The 17,830-nt window shown below is 39.0% G+C and carries 17 protein-coding genes and 1 riboswitch; of the genes, 11 read left to right on the top strand and 6 right to left on the bottom strand.

Annotated elements, in window-relative coordinates:
• Positions 1-84: 84 nt before the first annotated feature.
• Both FBF73_RS06890 and FBF73_RS06885 read left to right on the top strand, forming a co-directional pair.
• Entirely contained in the window at positions 85-981 is an 897-nt protein-coding gene (locus FBF73_RS06890; protein ID WP_169435192.1) for a cation diffusion facilitator family transporter, read from the top strand.
• Between the two features lie 76 nt (positions 982-1,057).
• Positions 1,058-2,095: a zinc-binding dehydrogenase gene (locus tag FBF73_RS06885; protein ID WP_136937338.1), complete on the top strand. Its 1,038-nt coding sequence runs from the start codon at positions 1,058-1,060 to the stop codon at positions 2,093-2,095.
• A gap of 67 nt (positions 2,096-2,162) precedes the next feature.
• On the opposite strand, the gene galR is transcribed toward FBF73_RS06885, so the two are convergent.
• On the bottom strand, positions 2,163-3,164 hold the full coding sequence (gene galR, locus FBF73_RS06880; RefSeq protein ID WP_136937337.1) for a DNA-binding transcriptional regulator GalR: 1,002 nt from the start codon (positions 3,162-3,164) through the stop codon (positions 2,163-2,165).
• Between the two features lie 163 nt (positions 3,165-3,327).
• On the opposite strand from galR, the gene FBF73_RS06875 reads away from it, so the two are divergent.
• The 3 genes from FBF73_RS06875 to FBF73_RS06865 all read left to right on the top strand — a co-directional run bounded on the left by FBF73_RS06875 (position 3,328) and on the right by FBF73_RS06865 (position 6,480).
• Positions 3,328-4,506, top strand: coding sequence for a galactokinase (locus FBF73_RS06875; RefSeq protein ID WP_136937336.1), 1,179 nt, complete (start codon positions 3,328-3,330; stop codon positions 4,504-4,506).
• Positions 4,507-4,524: 18 nt separating this feature from the next.
• Positions 4,525-6,006 (top strand): UDP-glucose--hexose-1-phosphate uridylyltransferase, encoded by a 1,482-nt coding sequence (locus tag FBF73_RS06870; protein ID WP_136937351.1) that lies wholly within the window; start codon positions 4,525-4,527, stop codon positions 6,004-6,006.
• Positions 6,007-6,075: 69 nt separating this feature from the next.
• A complete protein-coding gene (locus FBF73_RS06865; RefSeq protein WP_000651223.1) occupies positions 6,076-6,480 on the top strand; it encodes a PaaI family thioesterase in 405 nt (134 codons plus the stop codon).
• A 258-nt stretch (positions 6,481-6,738) separates the two neighbouring features.
• On the opposite strand, the gene FBF73_RS06860 is transcribed toward FBF73_RS06865, so the two are convergent.
• A complete protein-coding gene (locus tag FBF73_RS06860; RefSeq protein WP_125411645.1) occupies positions 6,739-8,286 on the bottom strand; it encodes a DNA cytosine methyltransferase in 1,548 nt (515 codons plus the stop codon).
• Positions 8,287-8,474: 188 nt separating this feature from the next.
• Between FBF73_RS06860 and FBF73_RS06855 the strand changes: the two genes are divergently transcribed.
• The 4 genes from FBF73_RS06855 to FBF73_RS06840 are packed head-to-tail and all read left to right on the top strand — an operon-like array spanning position 8,475 to position 12,757.
• A complete protein-coding gene (locus tag FBF73_RS06855; RefSeq protein WP_033683155.1) occupies positions 8,475-8,936 on the top strand; it encodes a helix-turn-helix domain-containing protein in 462 nt (153 codons plus the stop codon).
• A complete protein-coding gene (locus tag FBF73_RS06850) occupies positions 8,936-10,156 on the top strand; it encodes an MvaI/BcnI family restriction endonuclease (protein ID WP_125411644.1) in 1,221 nt (406 codons plus the stop codon). Before FBF73_RS06855 ends, FBF73_RS06850 begins: the two co-directional genes overlap by 1 nt.
• Positions 10,157-10,173: 17 nt before the next feature.
• Positions 10,174-11,109, top strand: coding sequence for a dsDNA nuclease domain-containing protein (locus FBF73_RS06845; RefSeq protein WP_136937335.1), 936 nt, complete (start codon positions 10,174-10,176; stop codon positions 11,107-11,109).
• Positions 11,102-12,757, top strand: coding sequence for an endonuclease (locus FBF73_RS06840; RefSeq protein ID WP_136937334.1), 1,656 nt, complete (start codon positions 11,102-11,104; stop codon positions 12,755-12,757). The genes FBF73_RS06845 and FBF73_RS06840 overlap by 8 nt, the downstream gene beginning before the upstream one ends.
• A gap of 93 nt (positions 12,758-12,850) precedes the next feature.
• Here the strand turns inward: FBF73_RS06840 and FBF73_RS06835 are convergent, their stop codons facing one another.
• The 4 genes from FBF73_RS06835 to FBF73_RS06815 all read right to left on the bottom strand — a co-directional run bounded on the left by FBF73_RS06835 (position 12,851) and on the right by FBF73_RS06815 (position 16,580).
• Positions 12,851-14,116 (bottom strand): nucleobase:cation symporter-2 family protein, encoded by a 1,266-nt coding sequence (locus tag FBF73_RS06835; protein ID WP_136937333.1) that lies wholly within the window; start codon positions 14,114-14,116, stop codon positions 12,851-12,853.
• Entirely contained in the window at positions 14,116-14,697 is a 582-nt protein-coding gene (locus tag FBF73_RS06830) for a xanthine phosphoribosyltransferase (protein WP_000770413.1), read from the bottom strand. The genes FBF73_RS06835 and FBF73_RS06830 overlap by 1 nt, the downstream gene beginning before the upstream one ends.
• Positions 14,698-15,024: 327 nt before the next feature.
• Positions 15,025-15,120, bottom strand: a riboswitch (purine riboswitch).
• 234 nt (positions 15,121-15,354) lie between these two features.
• Complete coding sequence (locus tag FBF73_RS06820; protein ID WP_136937332.1) at positions 15,355-15,741, bottom strand: bleomycin resistance protein; 387 nt, start codon at positions 15,739-15,741, stop codon at positions 15,355-15,357.
• 11 nt (positions 15,742-15,752) lie between these two features.
• Complete coding sequence (locus tag FBF73_RS06815) at positions 15,753-16,580, bottom strand: exodeoxyribonuclease III (protein WP_136937331.1); 828 nt, start codon at positions 16,578-16,580, stop codon at positions 15,753-15,755.
• Positions 16,581-16,713: 133 nt separating this feature from the next.
• Here FBF73_RS06815 and FBF73_RS06810 point away from each other — a divergent pair, with 133 nt between their 5' ends.
• Both FBF73_RS06810 and FBF73_RS06805 read left to right on the top strand, forming a co-directional pair.
• Positions 16,714-17,169 (top strand): DUF3290 family protein, encoded by a 456-nt coding sequence (locus FBF73_RS06810; RefSeq protein ID WP_000675332.1) that lies wholly within the window; start codon positions 16,714-16,716, stop codon positions 17,167-17,169.
• The gene (locus FBF73_RS06805) at positions 17,166-17,801 is read left to right on the top strand and encodes a DUF421 domain-containing protein (protein ID WP_136937330.1); all 636 of its coding nucleotides are present in this window, start codon (positions 17,166-17,168) and stop codon (positions 17,799-17,801) included. Before FBF73_RS06810 ends, FBF73_RS06805 begins: the two co-directional genes overlap by 4 nt.
• Positions 17,802-17,830: the final 29 nt, after the last annotated feature.

Raw genomic sequence — 17,830 nt, 5'->3', positions numbered from 1 at the left:
GCTTCTATCCTTTCTTTGAGTTTTAGTGGATAATGATAATGAACAAGGTGTTCATAAATCTATTATAACAAAGGAATGAGAAAGATGAAGGCAAAATATACTGTTTGGGTAGCTTTTTTCTTAAATTTAAGCTATGCCATTGTTGAGTTTATCGCAGGAGGAATCTTTGGTTCGAGTGCTGTTCTTGCTGATTCTGTCCATGACTTGGGAGATGCTATAGCCATTGGCATATCGGCCTTTCTAGAAACAATCTCAAATAGAGAAGAAGATAGGCAGTACACCTTGGGTTACAAGCGATTTAGTCTTTTAGGAGCACTAGTGACTGCTGTGATTCTTATCACAGGATCCATCCTAGTGATTTTGGAAAATACAACTAAACTTTTTAATCCACAGCCCGTTAATGATGAAGGTATCCTCTGGCTAGGAATGATTGCGGTTACTATCAATGTATTAGCTAGTCTTGTGGTCCGAAAGGGACAAACAAAGAACGAGTCAATTCTGAGTCTGCATTTTCTAGAAGATACTCTTGGTTGGTTGGCTGTCATTCTGATGGCAATTGTTCTTCGATTTACAGATTGGTATATTCTTGATCCGCTCTTATCGCTTGTCATTTCCATCTTCATTTTAATCAAAGCCATTCCTCGCTTTTGGAGCACACTCAAGATTTTCTTGGATGCTGTGCCAGAAGGTGTCGATATCAAGCAAGTCATGAGTGACTTAGAGGAATTAGACAATGTGGCTAGCCTTAACCAGCTTAATCTCTGGACTATGGATGGTTTGGAAAAAAATGCCATTGTTCATGTTTGCCTAAAAGAAATTGAACAGATGGAAACTTGTAAAGAATTCATACGAAACTTGCTAAAAGATTGTGGATTTCAAAACATCACTATTGAAGTTGATGCCGACCTAGAAACTCACCAAGCACATAAGCGCAATATAGCAGAGTTAGAAGCAAGTCATGATCAAAATCATCATCATTGATGAGGTGTAGTATAAGTGAGCGAAAGCATAATAAAAAGTGTATACTTAAACTAGTAAAAATGGAGAGGATATGTTAATGAAATCAGCAGTATATACAAAGGCAGGGCAGGTTGGACTTGCTAGCATTGAACGTCCGCAAATTATAGACGCAGATGATGTGATTATTCGTGTAGTTCGCGCGTGCGTTTGCGGATCGGATCTGTGGAGGTACCGTAATCCAGAAACGAAAGCTGGACACAAAAATAGTGGACACGAAGCGATTGGGATTGTCGAAGAAACTGGGGAAGCCATTACGACGGTGAAGCCAGGTGATTTTGTCATTGTCCCGTTTACACATGGATGTGGTCAGTGTGATGCCTGTCTTGCTGGCTTTGACGGTTCTTGCGACAATCATATTGGTAATAACTTGGGAGGCGATTTTCAGGCTGAGTATATCCGTTTTCACTATGCAAACTGGGCGCTGGTTAAAATCCCTGGTCAACCTTCAGATTATAGCGAAGGTATGCTCAAGTCCCTCTTGACTCTTGCGGATGTCATGCCAACAGGCTATCATGCGGCGCGTGTTGCAAATGTTCAAAAAGGTGACAAGGTTGTTGTCATCGGTGATGGGGCTGTTGGTCAATGTGCTGTCATCGCAGCTAAAATGCGTGGAGCATCGCAAATTATTCTTATGAGCCGTCATGAAGATCGTCAAAAGATGGCTCTGGAGTCAGGTGCGACAGCTGTTGTAGCTGAACGTGGTCAAGAAGGAATTGCCAAGGTGCGTGAAATTCTCGGTGGCGGAGCAGACGCAGCACTTGAATGTGTTGGTACGGAGGCTGCTGTAGAACAGGCGCTAGGTGTTCTCCATAATGGAGGTCGCATGGGCTTTGTTGGCGTACCGCACTATGAAAATCGAACCATTGGCTCAACCTTTGGTCAAAATACAATAATCGGTGGTGGTCCAGCTTCTGTCACAACATACGATAAGCAATTCTTACTAAAAGCCGTCCTTGATGGTGATATCAATCCAGGTCGCGTCTTTACTTCAAGTTATAAACTGGAAGATATCGACCAAGCCTACAAAGATATGGATGAACGTAAGACCATTAAGTCTATGATTGTGATGGACTAAAAAAGAAAATCCTAATGGAGATTTGAGACTCTCTATTAGGATTTTTTGTCATGTTTAATTTGTGGAGTTATGGCAGAGTACTCTCTCTCAATGTCAGTCTGGTTCCCAGCATAGTCAGGCTAGGAATTTTGCGACCGTGGAGTACTTCTTTGTTAAGAATATCCATGCCTGCTCGCCCCATTTCCTCTGTATAGACGGTGATGCTGGAGAGGGGAGGATAAACTTGCTTGGTCAGGCTGGTGTCGTTAAAGGAAATAAGACTGACGCGGTCTGGCAGACTGATTCCAGCTTCTTGGACGGCACGGAGGGCACCGATAGCTAAACTATCGCTGGCTGCGAAAAAGGCTGGTGGGAGTTGGTCTCCCAAACTCTGAATAGCCTCCTTCATCAAGTCATAGCCAGACTGGGCGGTAAAGCTTCCTTGAAAGACCAGTTCATCATGATAAATTCCTTTCGCTTGACTGTAGTTTTTGAAGTTTTCCAGACGCTTGTCCTCAATGATTTCTTCTTGGTCGGTTGTTTCTTCAAGGCCTGTTAGAATCCCGATACGATCAAGTCCTTGGCTGAGGAAATAATCGACAACCTGTTTAATGGCAGTGTAAAAATCCGTGATAATACAGGTATGTCCTAGGGAAAGTGTATCACTGTCTAGAAAGACAAGAGGCTTTTGGTATTCCTCAAAGGCAGAAATCTGAACTCGACTAAACTTTCCGATGCAGAGAATCCCAATCACTTCCTCGCTCAGGGTAAAAGGATGGTCATTAAAATAGCGCAAGATATCATAGTCCAACTCTTGGGCTCTTTTTTCTATGCCTAGGCGAATCTGGTAGTAGTAGAGGTCGTCCAGCTCCCCTTGTTCGCTGACCCATTGGATAATGGCAATCTTTTGCTTGGGCTTGTGGGACTCGCCTGTCTTGAGGTGCTTGGTGTAGCCCAGCTCTTCAGCAACGGTTAAAATACGGTGTCTGGTTTCTTCTGTAACAGATAGACTCTGATCGCAATTGAGGACACGGGATACGGTCGCGATAGAGACAGAGGCTAACTGTGCAATGTCTTTTAAGGTAGCCATAAATCCTCCTTGATTAGATTAGTATATCATATTTTTCTGCATTTTACTGATAGTTTAGTAAAATTTTAGTAAAAGGGATTGACCTTGGGAAATCCCTTGTATACAATAGAAGAAAACGATTACACGTTAAGGTGACTTAACGGACAGTAAAAGGAGAAATCATATGACACAACATCTTACTGCTGAAGCGCTTCGTAAAGACTTTCTTGCTGTTTTTGGTCAAGAAGCAGACCAAACATTCTTTTCACCAGGTCGTATCAACTTGATTGGTGAACACACGGACTATAATGGCGGGCACGTTTTTCCAGCTGCTATTTCCTTGGGAACTTACGGTGCAGCTCGTAAGCGTGACGACCAAGTCTTGCGTTTCTACTCAGCTAACTTTGAGGACAAGGGTATTATTGAAGTGCCTCTCGCTGACCTCAAGTTTGAAAAAGAGCACAACTGGACTAACTATCCAAAAGGGGTTCTTTATTTCTTGCAAGAAGCTGGGCATGTGATTGACAAAGGTTTTGATTTCTATGTTTATGGAAATATTCCAAATGGTGCTGGCTTGTCTTCTTCAGCATCCCTTGAACTCTTGACAGGAGTCGTGGCAGAGCATCTCTTTGATTTAAAACTAGACCGTTTGGATTTGGTTAAAATTGGAAAACAAACAGAAAACAACTTTATCGGAGTGAATTCTGGTATTATGGACCAGTTTGCTATCGGTATGGGTGCAGACCAACGTGCTATTTACCTTGATACCAACACCTTAGAGTATGATTTGGTACCACTTGATTTGAAGGACAATGTCGTTGTTATTATGAATACTAACAAACGCCGTGAATTGGCGGACTCTAAATACAATGAACGTCGTGCTGAGTGTGAAAAAGCAGTGGAAGAATTGCAAGTAGCCTTAGATATTCAGACCTTGGGTGAATTGGATGAGTGGGCCTTTGACCAATACAGCTATCTGATTAAAGATGAAAATCGTTTGAAACGTGCTCGTCATGCAGTGCTTGAAAATCAACGTACCCTCAAAGCTCAAGCAGCCCTCCAAGCAGGAGATTTAGAAACATTTGGTCGTTTGATGAATGCTTCTCACGTTTCTCTTGAGCATGACTATGAAGTGACTGGATTGGAATTGGATACTCTTGTTCACACAGCTTGGGCACAAGAAGGAGTTCTCGGTGCTCGTATGACAGGGGCAGGTTTTGGCGGATGTGCCATTGCCTTGGTGCAAAAAGATGCTGTTGATACCTTTAAGGAAGCTGTAGGCAAACACTACGAGGAAGTAGTTGGATACGCTCCAAGTTTCTATATCGCTGAAGTTGCAGGTGGCACTCGCGTCCTTGACTAGTCAAAAGGAGGCTTTATGGTGACCTTAGTAGATAAATTTGTAACACATGTCATTTCTGAAAGTTCATTTGAGGAAATGGATCGAATCTACCTGACCAATCGTGTCTTGGCACGAGTGGGAGACGGTGTTTTGGAAGTTGAGACGGATCTGGATAAAGTGATTGACCTCAAGGACCAGCTGGTTGAGGAAGCCGTTCGATTAGAGACGATTGAGGATAGTCAGGCTGCGCGTGAAATCCTTGGTGCTGAATTGATGGACTTGGTGACCCCTTGTCCAAGTCAGGTCAATCGTGACTTTTGGACAACCTATGCCCAATCTCCCGAACAGGCAATTGCGGACTTTTACCAACTCAGTCAGAAAAATGACTACATCAAACTCAAGGCCATTGCTAAAAATATTGCTTATCGTGTTCCATCTGATTACGGTGAACTTGAAATTACCATCAACCTCTCTAAGCCTGAAAAGGATCCCAAAGAGATTGCGGCAGCCAAGTTGGTGCAAGCTAGTAATTATCCTCAGTGTCAGCTTTGTCTAGAGAATGAGGGCTACCATGGTCGAGTTAACCACCCAGCTCGCAGCAACCACCGGATTATCCGTTTTGAAATGGCTGGTCAGGAATGGGGCTTCCAGTATTCGCCCTATGCTTACTTTAATGAGCACTGTATTTTCTTAGACGGTCAGCATCGCCCCATGGCCATTAGTCGTCAGAGTTTTGAGCGTCTGCTAGCTATCGTAGAGCAGTTTCCAGGCTATTTTGCTGGCTCTAATGCCGACCTGCCGATTGTGGGTGGCTCTATTCTGACTCATGATCACTATCAGGGAGGCCGTCACGTATTTCCTATGGAATTGGCTCCCTTGCAAAAGACTTTCTCTTTTACTGGTTTTGAGCAGGTCAAGGCTGGGATTGTCAAGTGGCCAATGTCAGTGTTGCGTTTGACTTCGGATTCCAAAGAAGATTTGATCAACTTAGCTGACAAGATTTTGCAGGAATGGCGCCAGTATTCAGATCCTGAAGTGCAGATTTTGGCTGAGACTGATGGGACACCGCATCATACCATTACACCTATTGCCCGTAAACGCGATGGACAGTTTGAGTTGGACTTAGTCTTGCGAGACAATCAGACATCGCCAGAGCATCCTGATGGCATCTATCATCCCCACAAGGATGTCCAACATATCAAGAAGGAAAATATCGGCTTGATTGAGGTCATGGGCTTGGCAATCTTGCCACCACGTCTGAAAGCAGAAGTGGAGCAAGTCGCTAGCTATCTTGTAGGAGAAGCTGTTACAGTTGCCGATTATCATCAGGAATGGGCAGATCAACTTAGAGCCCAATATCCAGACCTAACAGATAAAGAGAAAGCCCTTGAAATCGTCAAGGACTCTGTGGGGGCTATCTTTGCGCGTGTACTTGAGGATGCAGGAGTCTACAAGCAGACAGAGCAGGGACAGGCGGCCTTTATGCACTTTGTGGAGCAGGTCGGAATTTTGCCAGACTAGGAGCTTTCTCCTTGCACAGTCCTATAAAAAGTAGTATCATAGTGTCGTTTGAAATATCAGGAGGAAACCATGAAAGATTTTCATTTTGATGCTATATCTGCCTTTGAAAATTACGAAATTGAACAAATGAGAGATGGTCACGTTGTGGTGACGACCAAAGTAGTGGACTCGTCGCTCAACTACTATGGCAATGCCCATGGTGGCTATCTCTTTACCCTTTGCGACCAGATCAGCGGTTTGGTGGTCATATCTTTGGGGCTTGATGGAGTGACACTCCAATCCTCTATCAACTACCTTAAAGCAGGAAAACTCGACGACGTGTTGACCATTAAAGGAGAATGCGTCCATCAAGGTCGCACAACCTGTGTGGTGGATGTCGATATTACCAATCAAGAAGGCAGAAATGTCTGCAAAGCAACCTTTACCATGTTTGTCACAGGCCAGAGGTCAGAAGACAGACAGGTGAGGATATAGATAAACTAAAAAAGAGGCTCGGACCTCTTTTTCTTATTGTGTTCTTCCGATGAAATGGTGGTCTGACAATGTCAGCCACCGTGTCTGGCACGGGAAATTTAGAATTGACCTAAAAATATGATTTCAGGTCTTTGCGAGCTCAGATAGTGTATACACACTATCGTAAAAATAGAACTATCAGTAAAGGTCAGAATGACACTTTTGGACTGATGGTTCTATTTTATTTTGGGGAGAATCCCCAAGTCTCTATCTATATTGTTATTTATTTATTGCTATCATGACTTGTTCAGCAATTGCTTTAGCTAGCAACGGTGGGACAGCGTTACCTACCTGAGTAAATTGAGGTGTTTCTTTTGCTCGCTTATCGCCCCCAGTAGTACGTTTTCCTAGAAATATAAAACTATCGTCAAATGATTGTAGACGCGCCATTTCTCTTACAGTCAACACACGGTTAAAAAATGGGTGGATATAGTCATCTGGTAATGTTACCATGGTTGGGGAAACGGTATCTTGGTTAAGACGAACTCGAATACTCTTTTTAGTAAAGATTGCTTCAATTGCTGCAGGAGTTAATTCTCCATTTCTCAACATGTTTGAAAATTGATTTTCAGTGATTTCTGTATTCAACCGATTTTTGATTTCATTCCAAAAGAGTTCAGCATCTTCAAATGATGTTTTTAATCTAAGAGCAAGTGATTTTAAAATATGGTGTTTTCTTAAGTTGTTATTATCATTCATAGACAATAAACCTAGTTGGCGATTTGTCAATTGTAGCCATTTTTCAGATTGAAAATTTTCTTGAAGCAAATCTTGCTTTTTTAGTTGCTTTAGAATGATAGGTTGGTTTGTTTTACCATTAAGTTGAAATAAACTTTCTGTGAATAGATTTGGGCAATCTCTTTGTAATTCCAATCCTTCCAATTGGATTCTATTAGCAGCTTTGGCTCTGTTCTCACCTTGCTGATATAGTGAAAATCGTTGTGTGACAATATCATCATGTCTTGAGAATTCCATATTTAACGGATTAGCATTTATAATAGGTTGTCCATCAGTGTTAGGAGTTCTTCCTAATCGGCTTTGTACGGAATAATCTGTTTCGTAATCAAATTCCCCGTCATAAAGATCACCTAAAGCATCATAAACAGTAACGCTTGGAATATCGTTGTCACTTTCTGGATATTCGATAGGAGTTACATCGTTACGGTATGCTAAAAATACAACTCGATTTCTTTGTTGTGGGACACCGAAGTTTGCAGCGTTTAGAACCTGAACATCAAGTAGAGTATATCCTAACTCGTCTAACTCATTTCTAAGAATGGATTGAACTAAATTCTGTCCTTTGTAAATTCTATCATCAAGTACGCTTGGAAAGTCAAGCATCTGCATATCTAAAATACCTGTTACGTTTTCCATAACGACATAACGCGGCATAACGTCTTTAATGATACGCAAATATTCGTGGAAGAGCATGTTTCTAGGGTCTTTAGAATCTCTTTTCCCTAGACGGCTAAAGCCTTGACAAGGAGGACCACCAAAAATAACATCTACAGAACCTCTTTCAAAGATATTTCCATATTTCAATGAGTTTATTGATTGAAATATTTTGTCAGAAGTAAGTTCTTTTATATCAGAAAGTTCAAAGTGAGTGTCAACCCCGTCAACTAAGCCTAATTGTTGATGTCGGTTTGTATATGTTTCTTCTACCATAGGGCTTTTATCGCTGGAGAAGATAATATCGAATCCAGCTTGTAGGATTCCTTCGCTAAATCCTCCAGCGCCACAGAATAAGTCTATTGCATACGGCATAATTTACCTCGAATTTTGTATTTGCTACCTTAGTAGTATATCAGAAAATTATTGAAAAGTCCAGGAGTTACTCCCCTATAATAGATATTCGTTAAATATTTGAGAAAACCAGTAAAAATGTAAACTAAAGTGAATTTTATTTGTGTTGAAAGTTATAAAATAAAGAAAATGATAATTGGAGAATTGTTATGGAGCGTCATATCAAAGAAAATATTGAGCGATTACTTTATTCGAGTAAACTATCGCAAAGTGAGTTATCGAAAAAGACAGGACTTAGCAGGCAGACGATTAACAAATTATTATCTCCAAATACTAATTATAGTCCTAAACTTTCAACCTTGGTAGTGATTGCTAATGCTTTATCAATCAATTTTCCAGAACTTTTGATTAGAACCGACAAGATAAGTGCTTCCAAAGAATTTTTTTCTAATTCTGTGGAGGAATATCAAAATATTCTTATACAAAATATCAAGCTATATTTGAGAAGATGGAATCAATTTTCATTGAGTACTTCAGATGGAGTTAGAGAGTCTACTATAAGCAATCTTGTAAATGGTAAATATTCAGATATTTATTTTTCAACAATAGAAAGTCTTGCAGATGAAATGGGAGTTTCACTGGCTGATTTATTTAAGAGAGGAGAAAACTAATGCAATTTATTCCATATGACGACGAATTAGAAGTTATCAACGCTATACATAAGTATAATTCTAATGATTATACTGTTATCAGACTGACGCAAACTATGTTAAGTAAAAGTATTATCGATGCAAATGGTTTTTTAAGGAAGTTGTTGTTAGATAATGATTTATTGGATTTCGAAAAATTGACTGACAAAGTTTATTTAATGGCTAATCTTGTATTGGAAGACCAGCAACATGAAGTGAAAATAAGCTTCTATAAAGCCAATAAAAGAGGCGATGAGCGATTTTGGATATCTGGATTGGGAGAGTTCATTAAGTCATCTCAAATCCATGTAAACGACTTGATTTATATAACCGTAAATAATCAAAAAGAACTTACATTATTTAATGTTACACATAGCATTCCTCAAAATAGCACTATTATAGAACTATTTGGACAAGATAAAGTTGAAGATTCACTAAATAGGTTAATTCCACAGATTAAAGCCATAGCAAGACAAGGTTTTCATAGAAATTCAAAAGGTGTAGGTAAGATTGCACCTAAGGATGCCGGGGATACTCTAGAGTCACTTTTGGGAATTAAAACCAATAACAGTCAAGAAGCTGATTTTGAAGGAATTATTGAGCTAAAATCAAAATCCTCCAAAACGTTAGATACCTTATTTACCCTACGCCCAGATTTTGAAGGAACACCTGTTGCAGAGTTTGAAACGAATGATAGAAGTAGAGTGTCAGCATTTGCTCGCTTATATGGTTATGATTCAGATAAGCATTTAGGATATAAGAGTTTATATATTACAATAGGTTCAGAAGAAAATCCTCAAAATAATCAGGGTTTTTATCTGGAAGTTAATGATAGAGTTAATATTGTTGAATTGCGAAAACAAGAAAATAAGAAGACTATCTTAGCTGCTTTTTGGACATTCAAAGCATTAGAGGAAGAATTGCATAAAAAACACCCGGCTACTTTGTGGGTGAAAGTTGAATCTAAAATGGACGGTGAAGTAGGTCAATTCAAGTATATTGAAGCGGAGTTAACTCGCTCACCACAATTTATGACTTTTCTTTCTTTGATAAAATCAGGCGCAATTACATATGACTGGCGTGGCTATACGACTCCATCGGGCAAGTATGCTGGTAAGAATCATGGTAATGCTTGGCGGATAAAAAATAAGCAAAGAAGTTTGTTGTTTGGTAGTACGGAAGTTATTGACTTAAATATTTAGTAAGTTGGAGAAATTTTATGGTAAAAGATAATGGGGGATCAATTGCGCAAAAAGGCTTTAATTATCAAAATTGCGTTATATCTTTAGTTGCGATTAGAAACTATAATAAGTCCAATTTTTCAATATATGTTGAGACGGATGAGGATTTTGAAGTTACTTATGATGATAGCTATCATGCTTATATACAGGTCAAAGGTCAGAAAAACATGAGTCTCAAAAAGTTATTACAAGAAACAAAGGAACGACCTTCTATCTTTGAAAAGAATCTTTCTTCAGGGACAAGCGATTCTATTTATAAAATTGTAGTATATAATTTTAAAGAAAGCGATTTAAAAGAAATGCAAGAACAGATAGATACAGAAGAACTTTTTTCTAGTTCATGGCTGTTATCTGATAATCAAAAGAAGGAAGTTAATAATCCGAAGGTAGATAATTTTGCTTTGGTAAAAACTGCTTTTGATAATAACATTATCAATGCTAAAACATTTTTAAAGGGAGAGATGGCAAATCAAAGGGTTTCTATTGATAATAGAGATGATGTAATTATTAACGAATTATTGCAGCAAATTGTCCAAAAATCTGAAAAAGAAGTGCATACGATTGCAGATAAAGAACTCAAAAAGATTACATCAGAAGGGCTAAATTTAATCTTACAAAAAGTAACTGCAAAGGCACGATTTGATAAAGAACTTGATAAATTTGGTTTTACTGAAATTAAGAATGAGAAAATAAAGAAAGAAGAAAAAAAGATTATATTAGAATATATAACTGCTAAAAAATCTGTCGTTAATTTTTTGAACAGTGATAAAAATAGTTTAGAAAATGAATCGGTAACAACGTTAATACCTAAAACATTTATGTTATCTGAAATGGGAACATTATCAGAAAACAGTAGATATGCTGTAGGAATATCGGCGTATTGCGATATTTTGGAGGGAATTGCTAATGAGTAGGATGACCATAAAAAGTCTTTTAATAGCAGATTACGAGAACGAAAAAGCGAACAAATTTGTATTTTCTGATTCAGCAAACCTAATAGTTAGTAGTACGAATGGTGAAGGGAAATCTAGTCTAGTTAAATCAATTTACTATGCCTTAGGAGCAAACCTCAAATCATTTCCCAAGGGTTGGAATGCGGACAATTTTATTTTTCAATTAGAAGTTTTTATTGATGGTAATGAATTTTTGATCAAGAGACATAATAAAGTTATTTCTGTTTTAGATAATAATGAAGTCAAACTGTTTGAAAACTTTGCAGAATACTATTTGTGGTTTCAAGAGAAACTTAAAATGAGGCTGGAATTAGTCAACAAAAGCAGTGATAAAGCAAGTTTAGCTTCTGTTGAAGCCCTTTTTAGTCCAATGTATATTGATCAGGATAAAGCATGGGATGGTAAATTATTTAAAGATTCATTTGAAAGTTTAGGACGGTATAAATCAAATGATTTTCCCAAAAATGTTTTTGATTATTATCTAGGCATATCTGATAGTCAAATCGTTGATAAAGAAAGTAAAAAAAATGAGTATTTAAGGCAATTAGAATTAGTAAATGGAAGAATCGATCAGGTTCAATCAGTATATAAAACATATCGTACTAAAAATAAAATTACTGAGACAGTTCCTAAAGATTTCAAAGACCTACAAAAAGAATTAGATTTTTATATTACCGAAACAGATAAGTTTTCTATAAAAATTACCGATAAGACTGGGGAATTATCTAAAGAAAAGATAAATCTTGATATATTAAATCAAGATTTAGAAGAGCTTAAAAAGTTATCAAGTAAGATTCAGGAGAGATTTTCTGAAATTAGACATGAATGTGTTTATTGCCATTCTATCTTAACTAGACAACAATCCCTAACACGCTTAGAACTGGAAGACAATGAACTTGCAATCAAGAGTCGAATAGATAGTATTTCTCAGCAAATTATGAAATCTAAAAGAATAGTTCAAGAAAAAGAAGAAGCTATAAAACAGCTACAAGAACAGTTTAATCAATATCATGAACGATTAACTGAACTGAAACAATTATCTGATATTGATGAGTATGTGAATCAAAATGTTTTATCTGAACTAAAAAAGTTAGAGATTCAAGAAACTTCGGAAAAATCAAATCTTGACAAATTGATTGGTGACATTACAAAAGAAATAAGGATGCTCAAAAAAGAGCTTAATCAGAGAGCGAAAACAATTGAAGGAGATTATGAAGCACTTAAAAATGAACTTTCAATTCTAATTGGTTCAACAGGTATCACAGATAAAAAATTCCGTAATTTTGATAAGTTAAAGGGCAGTGGAACAAATTTAAATAAAGATTTATTGGTAATTTTTCTCGTTTATATGAACTTGATTGATAGTAAATCTATCACAAGTCTGCCATTTGCTATTGATTCATTCGTAAAAAATGAAACTGATGAAAAGGTTTTGAAAAAAATGTTCGACGCAATAAATTCAAAATTTCTAAGTTTAAAAAGTCAAACGTTCTTTTCGATTATTAGAGATAATTTGAAATATGTTGATTCGAAAGTTAATCGGGTTAACATAGAAAGCCCATTATTAAAGCGTGAATATTATAGCGATCTGTCTAAAGAAATTATATAAGTTAGAATCAAAAGTATACTTACTAAAACAAGTAGGCTACAAAAAAGCGGTCTTCAACGAAAAGTTGACAACCGCTTTTTAATTATGCGACTTTCATGATTTCTTTTTATGATTTAATACTGCATTTAGTACTATGGCAAGTAGGCTGGCTACGACGATTCCGTTTGAGAAGAACATTTGGAAGGCTGTTGGCATGCTGACAAAGAGATTACTGTTGTTGAGTCCGACACCTGCAGAGATTGAAACTGCTGCGATAAGGAAGTTATGTTCATTGTTAGCAAAGTCAACACGAGCGAGGATTTGCATCCCTTGAATAGATACAAAACCAAACATCACCAGCATGGCACCACCGAGGACAGGACTTGGAATGATTTGGGCGAGGGCACCAAACTTAGGGAGAAGTCCAAGGAGAATCAGGAAACCAGCTGCGTAGTAGATTGGCAGACGAGTCTTGATACCTGACAGTTTAACCAAACCAACGTTTTGTGAGAATCCTGTGTAAGGGAAGGTGTTAAAGATTCCTCCGAGAAGTACGGCCAAACCTTCTGCGCGGTATCCGTTGCGAAGGCGCGTGCTGTCGATTGGATCCTTTGTGATATCAGACAAGGCTAGGTAAACACCAGTTGACTCAACCATAGATACCGTTGCGATGATACACATCATGACAATAGATGAGATTTCAAAGGTTGGCATCCCAAAGTAGAGTGGAGTTGGGACATGGACAAGTGGTGCTGCCGCAACAGGCGAGAAGTCAACCAAGCCCATGGTAGCAGCAATGGCAGTTCCAACAACCAGGCCAATCAAAATAGAGATAGACTTGATAAATCCTTTGGTAAAGATGTTAATCAAGAGGATAATCAAAACAGTGATAGCTGCAAGCAAGAGACTTTGACCAGTTGGCTCTGGAACGTTATTTCCCATGTTCCCAATAGCTACAGGAATTAAGGTCAAACCGATTGTAGTGATGACAGATCCTGTTACGATAGAAGGAAAGAGATCGGCTATTTTTGCGAAGACTCCTGAGACAAGAATTACGTAAATACCTGATGCAATTAAAGCACCAAACATAGCACCACTACCGTGGCTTTGCCCAATCATAATCAGAGGAGCAACCGATTGGAAGGCAACTCCAAGAACGATAGGAAGCCCGATACCAAAGTGTTTGTTGAGTTGAAGTTGGAGGAAGGTAGCTACTCCACACATGAAGATATCTGTTGAAATTAAGTAGGTCAACTGTTCAGTTGAGTATCCCAGAGATGTTGCAATGATAATAGGTACAAGGATAGAACCTGAGTACATGGCTAGTAAGTGCTGCAAGCCAAGAACGGCTGCTTGCGAATGTTTTTCTTGAGTTTGCATTAGAGATCTGCCTCCTTAAAAATAACTTGACCATTTTCAAAACGATCCAAACGAGCGAGTGATAGGACAGGATAGCCTGCTTTTTCAAGCAAATCACGGCCATCTTGGAAAGATTTTTCAATCACAATACCGATAGCTTCGACTGTTGCTCCAGCTTGTTCGATGATTTGAATCAAGCCTTTAGCAGCTTGGCCGTTAGCAAGGAAATCGTCGATAATCAAGACCTTATCCTCTGGTGAGAGGAATTTTCCAGCGATAGAAACGGTGCTGGTTACCTGCTTGGTAAAGGAGTAAACTTCGGCAGTTAAGATTCCTTCGTTCATAGTGATGTTCTTAGCTTTTTTGGCGAAAATCATGGGAACGTTTAAGGCTTCAGCTGTAAAAAGGGCTGGTGCAATACCTGACGCTTCAATGGTCACGACCTTGGTAATGCCAGCAGAAGCAAATTTTTCCGCAAAAACCTTACCAATCTCTCGCATCAAGCTAAAGTCAACTTGGTGGGTTAAAAAGGAATCCACCTTGAGGATGTTGTCACCCAAGATATGCCCATCCTTGAGGATGCGCTCTTCTAATAATTTCATAAGACCTCCTAAAGTCTAAAAGCCAGTTTACTTGTTGGTTAAATATTTCTATAGTGATCCAGTTTGCTAGTACTATATATTTGATAAAACTAGTACGAGCGAAGCGAGTCTTATCAAATATTTCCCGTTGTAGTGGTATCATAGACAATAATCTTGTTATTGTCTATGACGGGATTTTTGAGACTTTTGGCTCAAAAATTAGGGATGAAATTCCGAAGGAAGTTGCTCCCGTCCGCACTAATTAAGGGAAATATTAAAAATATTCAAAAAGGACCTACTTAATCTCTAAGCAAGTCCCCCAAAATAGGCAAGGTAAAAACAACCATACCTTCAAGCTAACTTACTTATTGTCAGGTGTTCTGGCACCTTGTAGAAACGTCGTGCCAATTCACGACATAAACAAGTAAAACGATATTCAATTTTAAATAGGCTTGAGCCAACGTTCTTATTCTACACTAAAAAGCTTTAGAAATCAAATATTTTGTTAGTGTTTTGGTTTAAAAAACGAACAAATATAATAAAAATAGGAAAAAATTAACTTATTAGCTAACATTTAGAAGGTTTTTCCATCATAAAAGGGCATATTATTAGGTTTTTAAACACCTGACAATATGCCTTTTTCTGATTTGAAATATTTTTTTCTAAACCTTTATTACTCTACTCGCTAAATCTTAAAAAATAGCCATCTGGATCCAAAACTGCAAATTCATGGGGATATATAAAGCTATCTCCTACTCGAAATTCTCTTTTTGTCAGGGGACGATGGATAGGATAGTCAGCTTCCAGCAGTTTTTGGTGGAGCTGAGGGACATCTTCAATGCCAAAGGAAATATTGACACCGCGCCCGAAAGGATAGGTTAGTTGGGCTAATTCTTCTGTGCTGCCTTCTTCTAGCATAAGTTGGCAGTCTTCAAGCGAGAGGAAGAGAAATTTCTCCTCTGGACGCTCGTATTCGACAGAGAATCCTAGCAGGTCGCAGTAGAAGTGACGTGATTTTTCGATGTCAGATACTACAAATTCAGGAATGACAGCTTGATAGTCCATTCGTTTTCTCCTTAGAGTTCAATCTCCATGACAATAGGTGTATGGTCTTGGCGAGCTCCCGAGTCGATCATATCAGACTTAGTCACCTTGTTAGCGATGCGGTTACTTGTGAGCCAGTAGTCAATTCTCCAGCCAGTATTATTGATTTTAGAGGTCTTGCTGCGCTGTGCCCACCAAGTGTAGCGTTCTGGAACATCGCCGTGAATGTGGCGGAAGGTATCAGTAAATCCAGTTGCTAAAAGGTTGGTAAATCCAGCACGTTCCTCGTCGGTAAATCCAGGTGAACGGCGGTTGCTGGCAGGATTTGCAAGGTCAATTTCATTGTGGGCTACATTGTAGTCACCGGTCGCAAGGACTGGTTTTTCTTTGTCTAGTTCAGCCAAGTACTCCGCATATTTGACATCCCAGACTTGGCGTTCTTCCAAACGTTTGAGGCCGTCGCCAGCGTTTGGAGTGTAAACTTGGGTCACGAAAAATTCATCAAATTCTAGAGTGATGATGCGACCTTCTAAGTCCATGGTAGAAGGGGCACCGATTTCTGGAAAAGTGACAGTGGGTGTGAGTTCTTTCTTATAAAGGAACATGGTTCCAGCATAGCCTTTGCGGGCAGGTTCTTGAGAAGAACGCCACGTGTTTTCGTAGCCTGGGAAGAGTTCTTCTAAAATTTCCAAATGTTTCTTTGTAGGCCCTTTGGCAGAAAGCTTGGTTTCTTGGATAGCAATGATATCAGCATTTTCAGCGACCAAGGTTTGTAGTACTTCTTGGGACAATTTGGCACGAGTTGAGTCACTAGTTAGGGCAGCATTGAGGGAATCAATATTCCATGAGATGAGTTTCATAAAGTTACCTTTTTCATTCAGATTATAGATTTTATTATACCAAAAAAAGGTCCATTTCCCCAACGTATGGCTTGAAAAATCACTCTCTTTCGTTTATAATGAAGAATGATTTTATGAAAGGGAGTGAAAATAAATGAAATTTTACTCATATGACTATGTACTTAGCCAAATCAGTCAGCAAAATGGCATCATGATTGGCTTTGGAATTGTTCTCCTAGCTATCACAGGATTTTTTGCTTTTAAAGCCTATCGAGATAAAAAGGGGACTAAGTTTCGGGAATTGGTCATGATTTTGGCCTTGACCTTGGTGGCCATGCTTTTGGTGACAATCTCAAAATACCAGACCAATCAAGCCTCTAACAACCAATTTCAAACCTCCCTTCATTTCATAGAGGTTGTTTCCAAAGACTTGGGAGTGGATAAATCAGAAGTTTATGTCAATACTTCTGCAGCCACTGATGGAGCGCTTGTCAAGGTAGGTCCAAATTTCTACCGCGCCATGAACGGGAGCCAACCAGACAAGTATCTTTTAGAGAAATTAGAATTGAATCAAACAGACGCTATTGAATTGGTGGAGGTAAACAAATGACACTCAACTATATGGAAATTTTAATCAAACTGGCCTTGGGTCTACTCTCGCTGGTTTTCGTGATCAATGTGACAGGAAAAGGAAACCTAGCACCTAACTCTGCGACAGACCAAATTCAGAACTATGTTCTCGGTGGTATCATCGGTGGGGTGATTTACAATAGTTCAATCAGCATTCTCCAGTATGCAGTGATTTTGATGATGTGGACGATTTTGGTTTTGACCCTAAAGTGGCTCAATAACAATGTTCGCTTTGTCAAACGCTTGATTGATGGGAAACCAACTCTCCTTATCAAAAATGGGCAGATTGACCCAGAAGCCTGTCGTTCAGTTGGTTTGTCTGCAGCAGAAGTTGCTCTCAAACTTCGTAGCCAAGGGATTTTCCAGATGAAACAGGTCAAACGCGCTGTGCAGGAGCAAAATGGCCAACTCATCGTGGTCCAAATAGGAGATGAAAATCCTAAGTATCCAGTTGTGACTGACGGTGTGATCCAAGTCGATGTCTTGGAAACGATTGGCCGTAGCGAAGAGTGGCTGCTTGATAATCTCAGCAAACAAGGACATGACAATGTAGCCAATATCTTTATCGCTGAGTATGACAAGGGTGCGGTCACAGTCGTAACCTATGAATAAGAAAAACCTGGGGTCTTGGCCTCAGGTTT

The organism is Streptococcus mitis (genome assembly GCF_005144795.1).
Lineage (GTDB): Bacteria > Bacillota > Bacilli > Lactobacillales > Streptococcaceae > Streptococcus > Streptococcus mitis_BB.
Note: the sequence above shows the minus strand (reverse complement) of the source record. Positions and strands in the feature narration are given on the sequence as shown.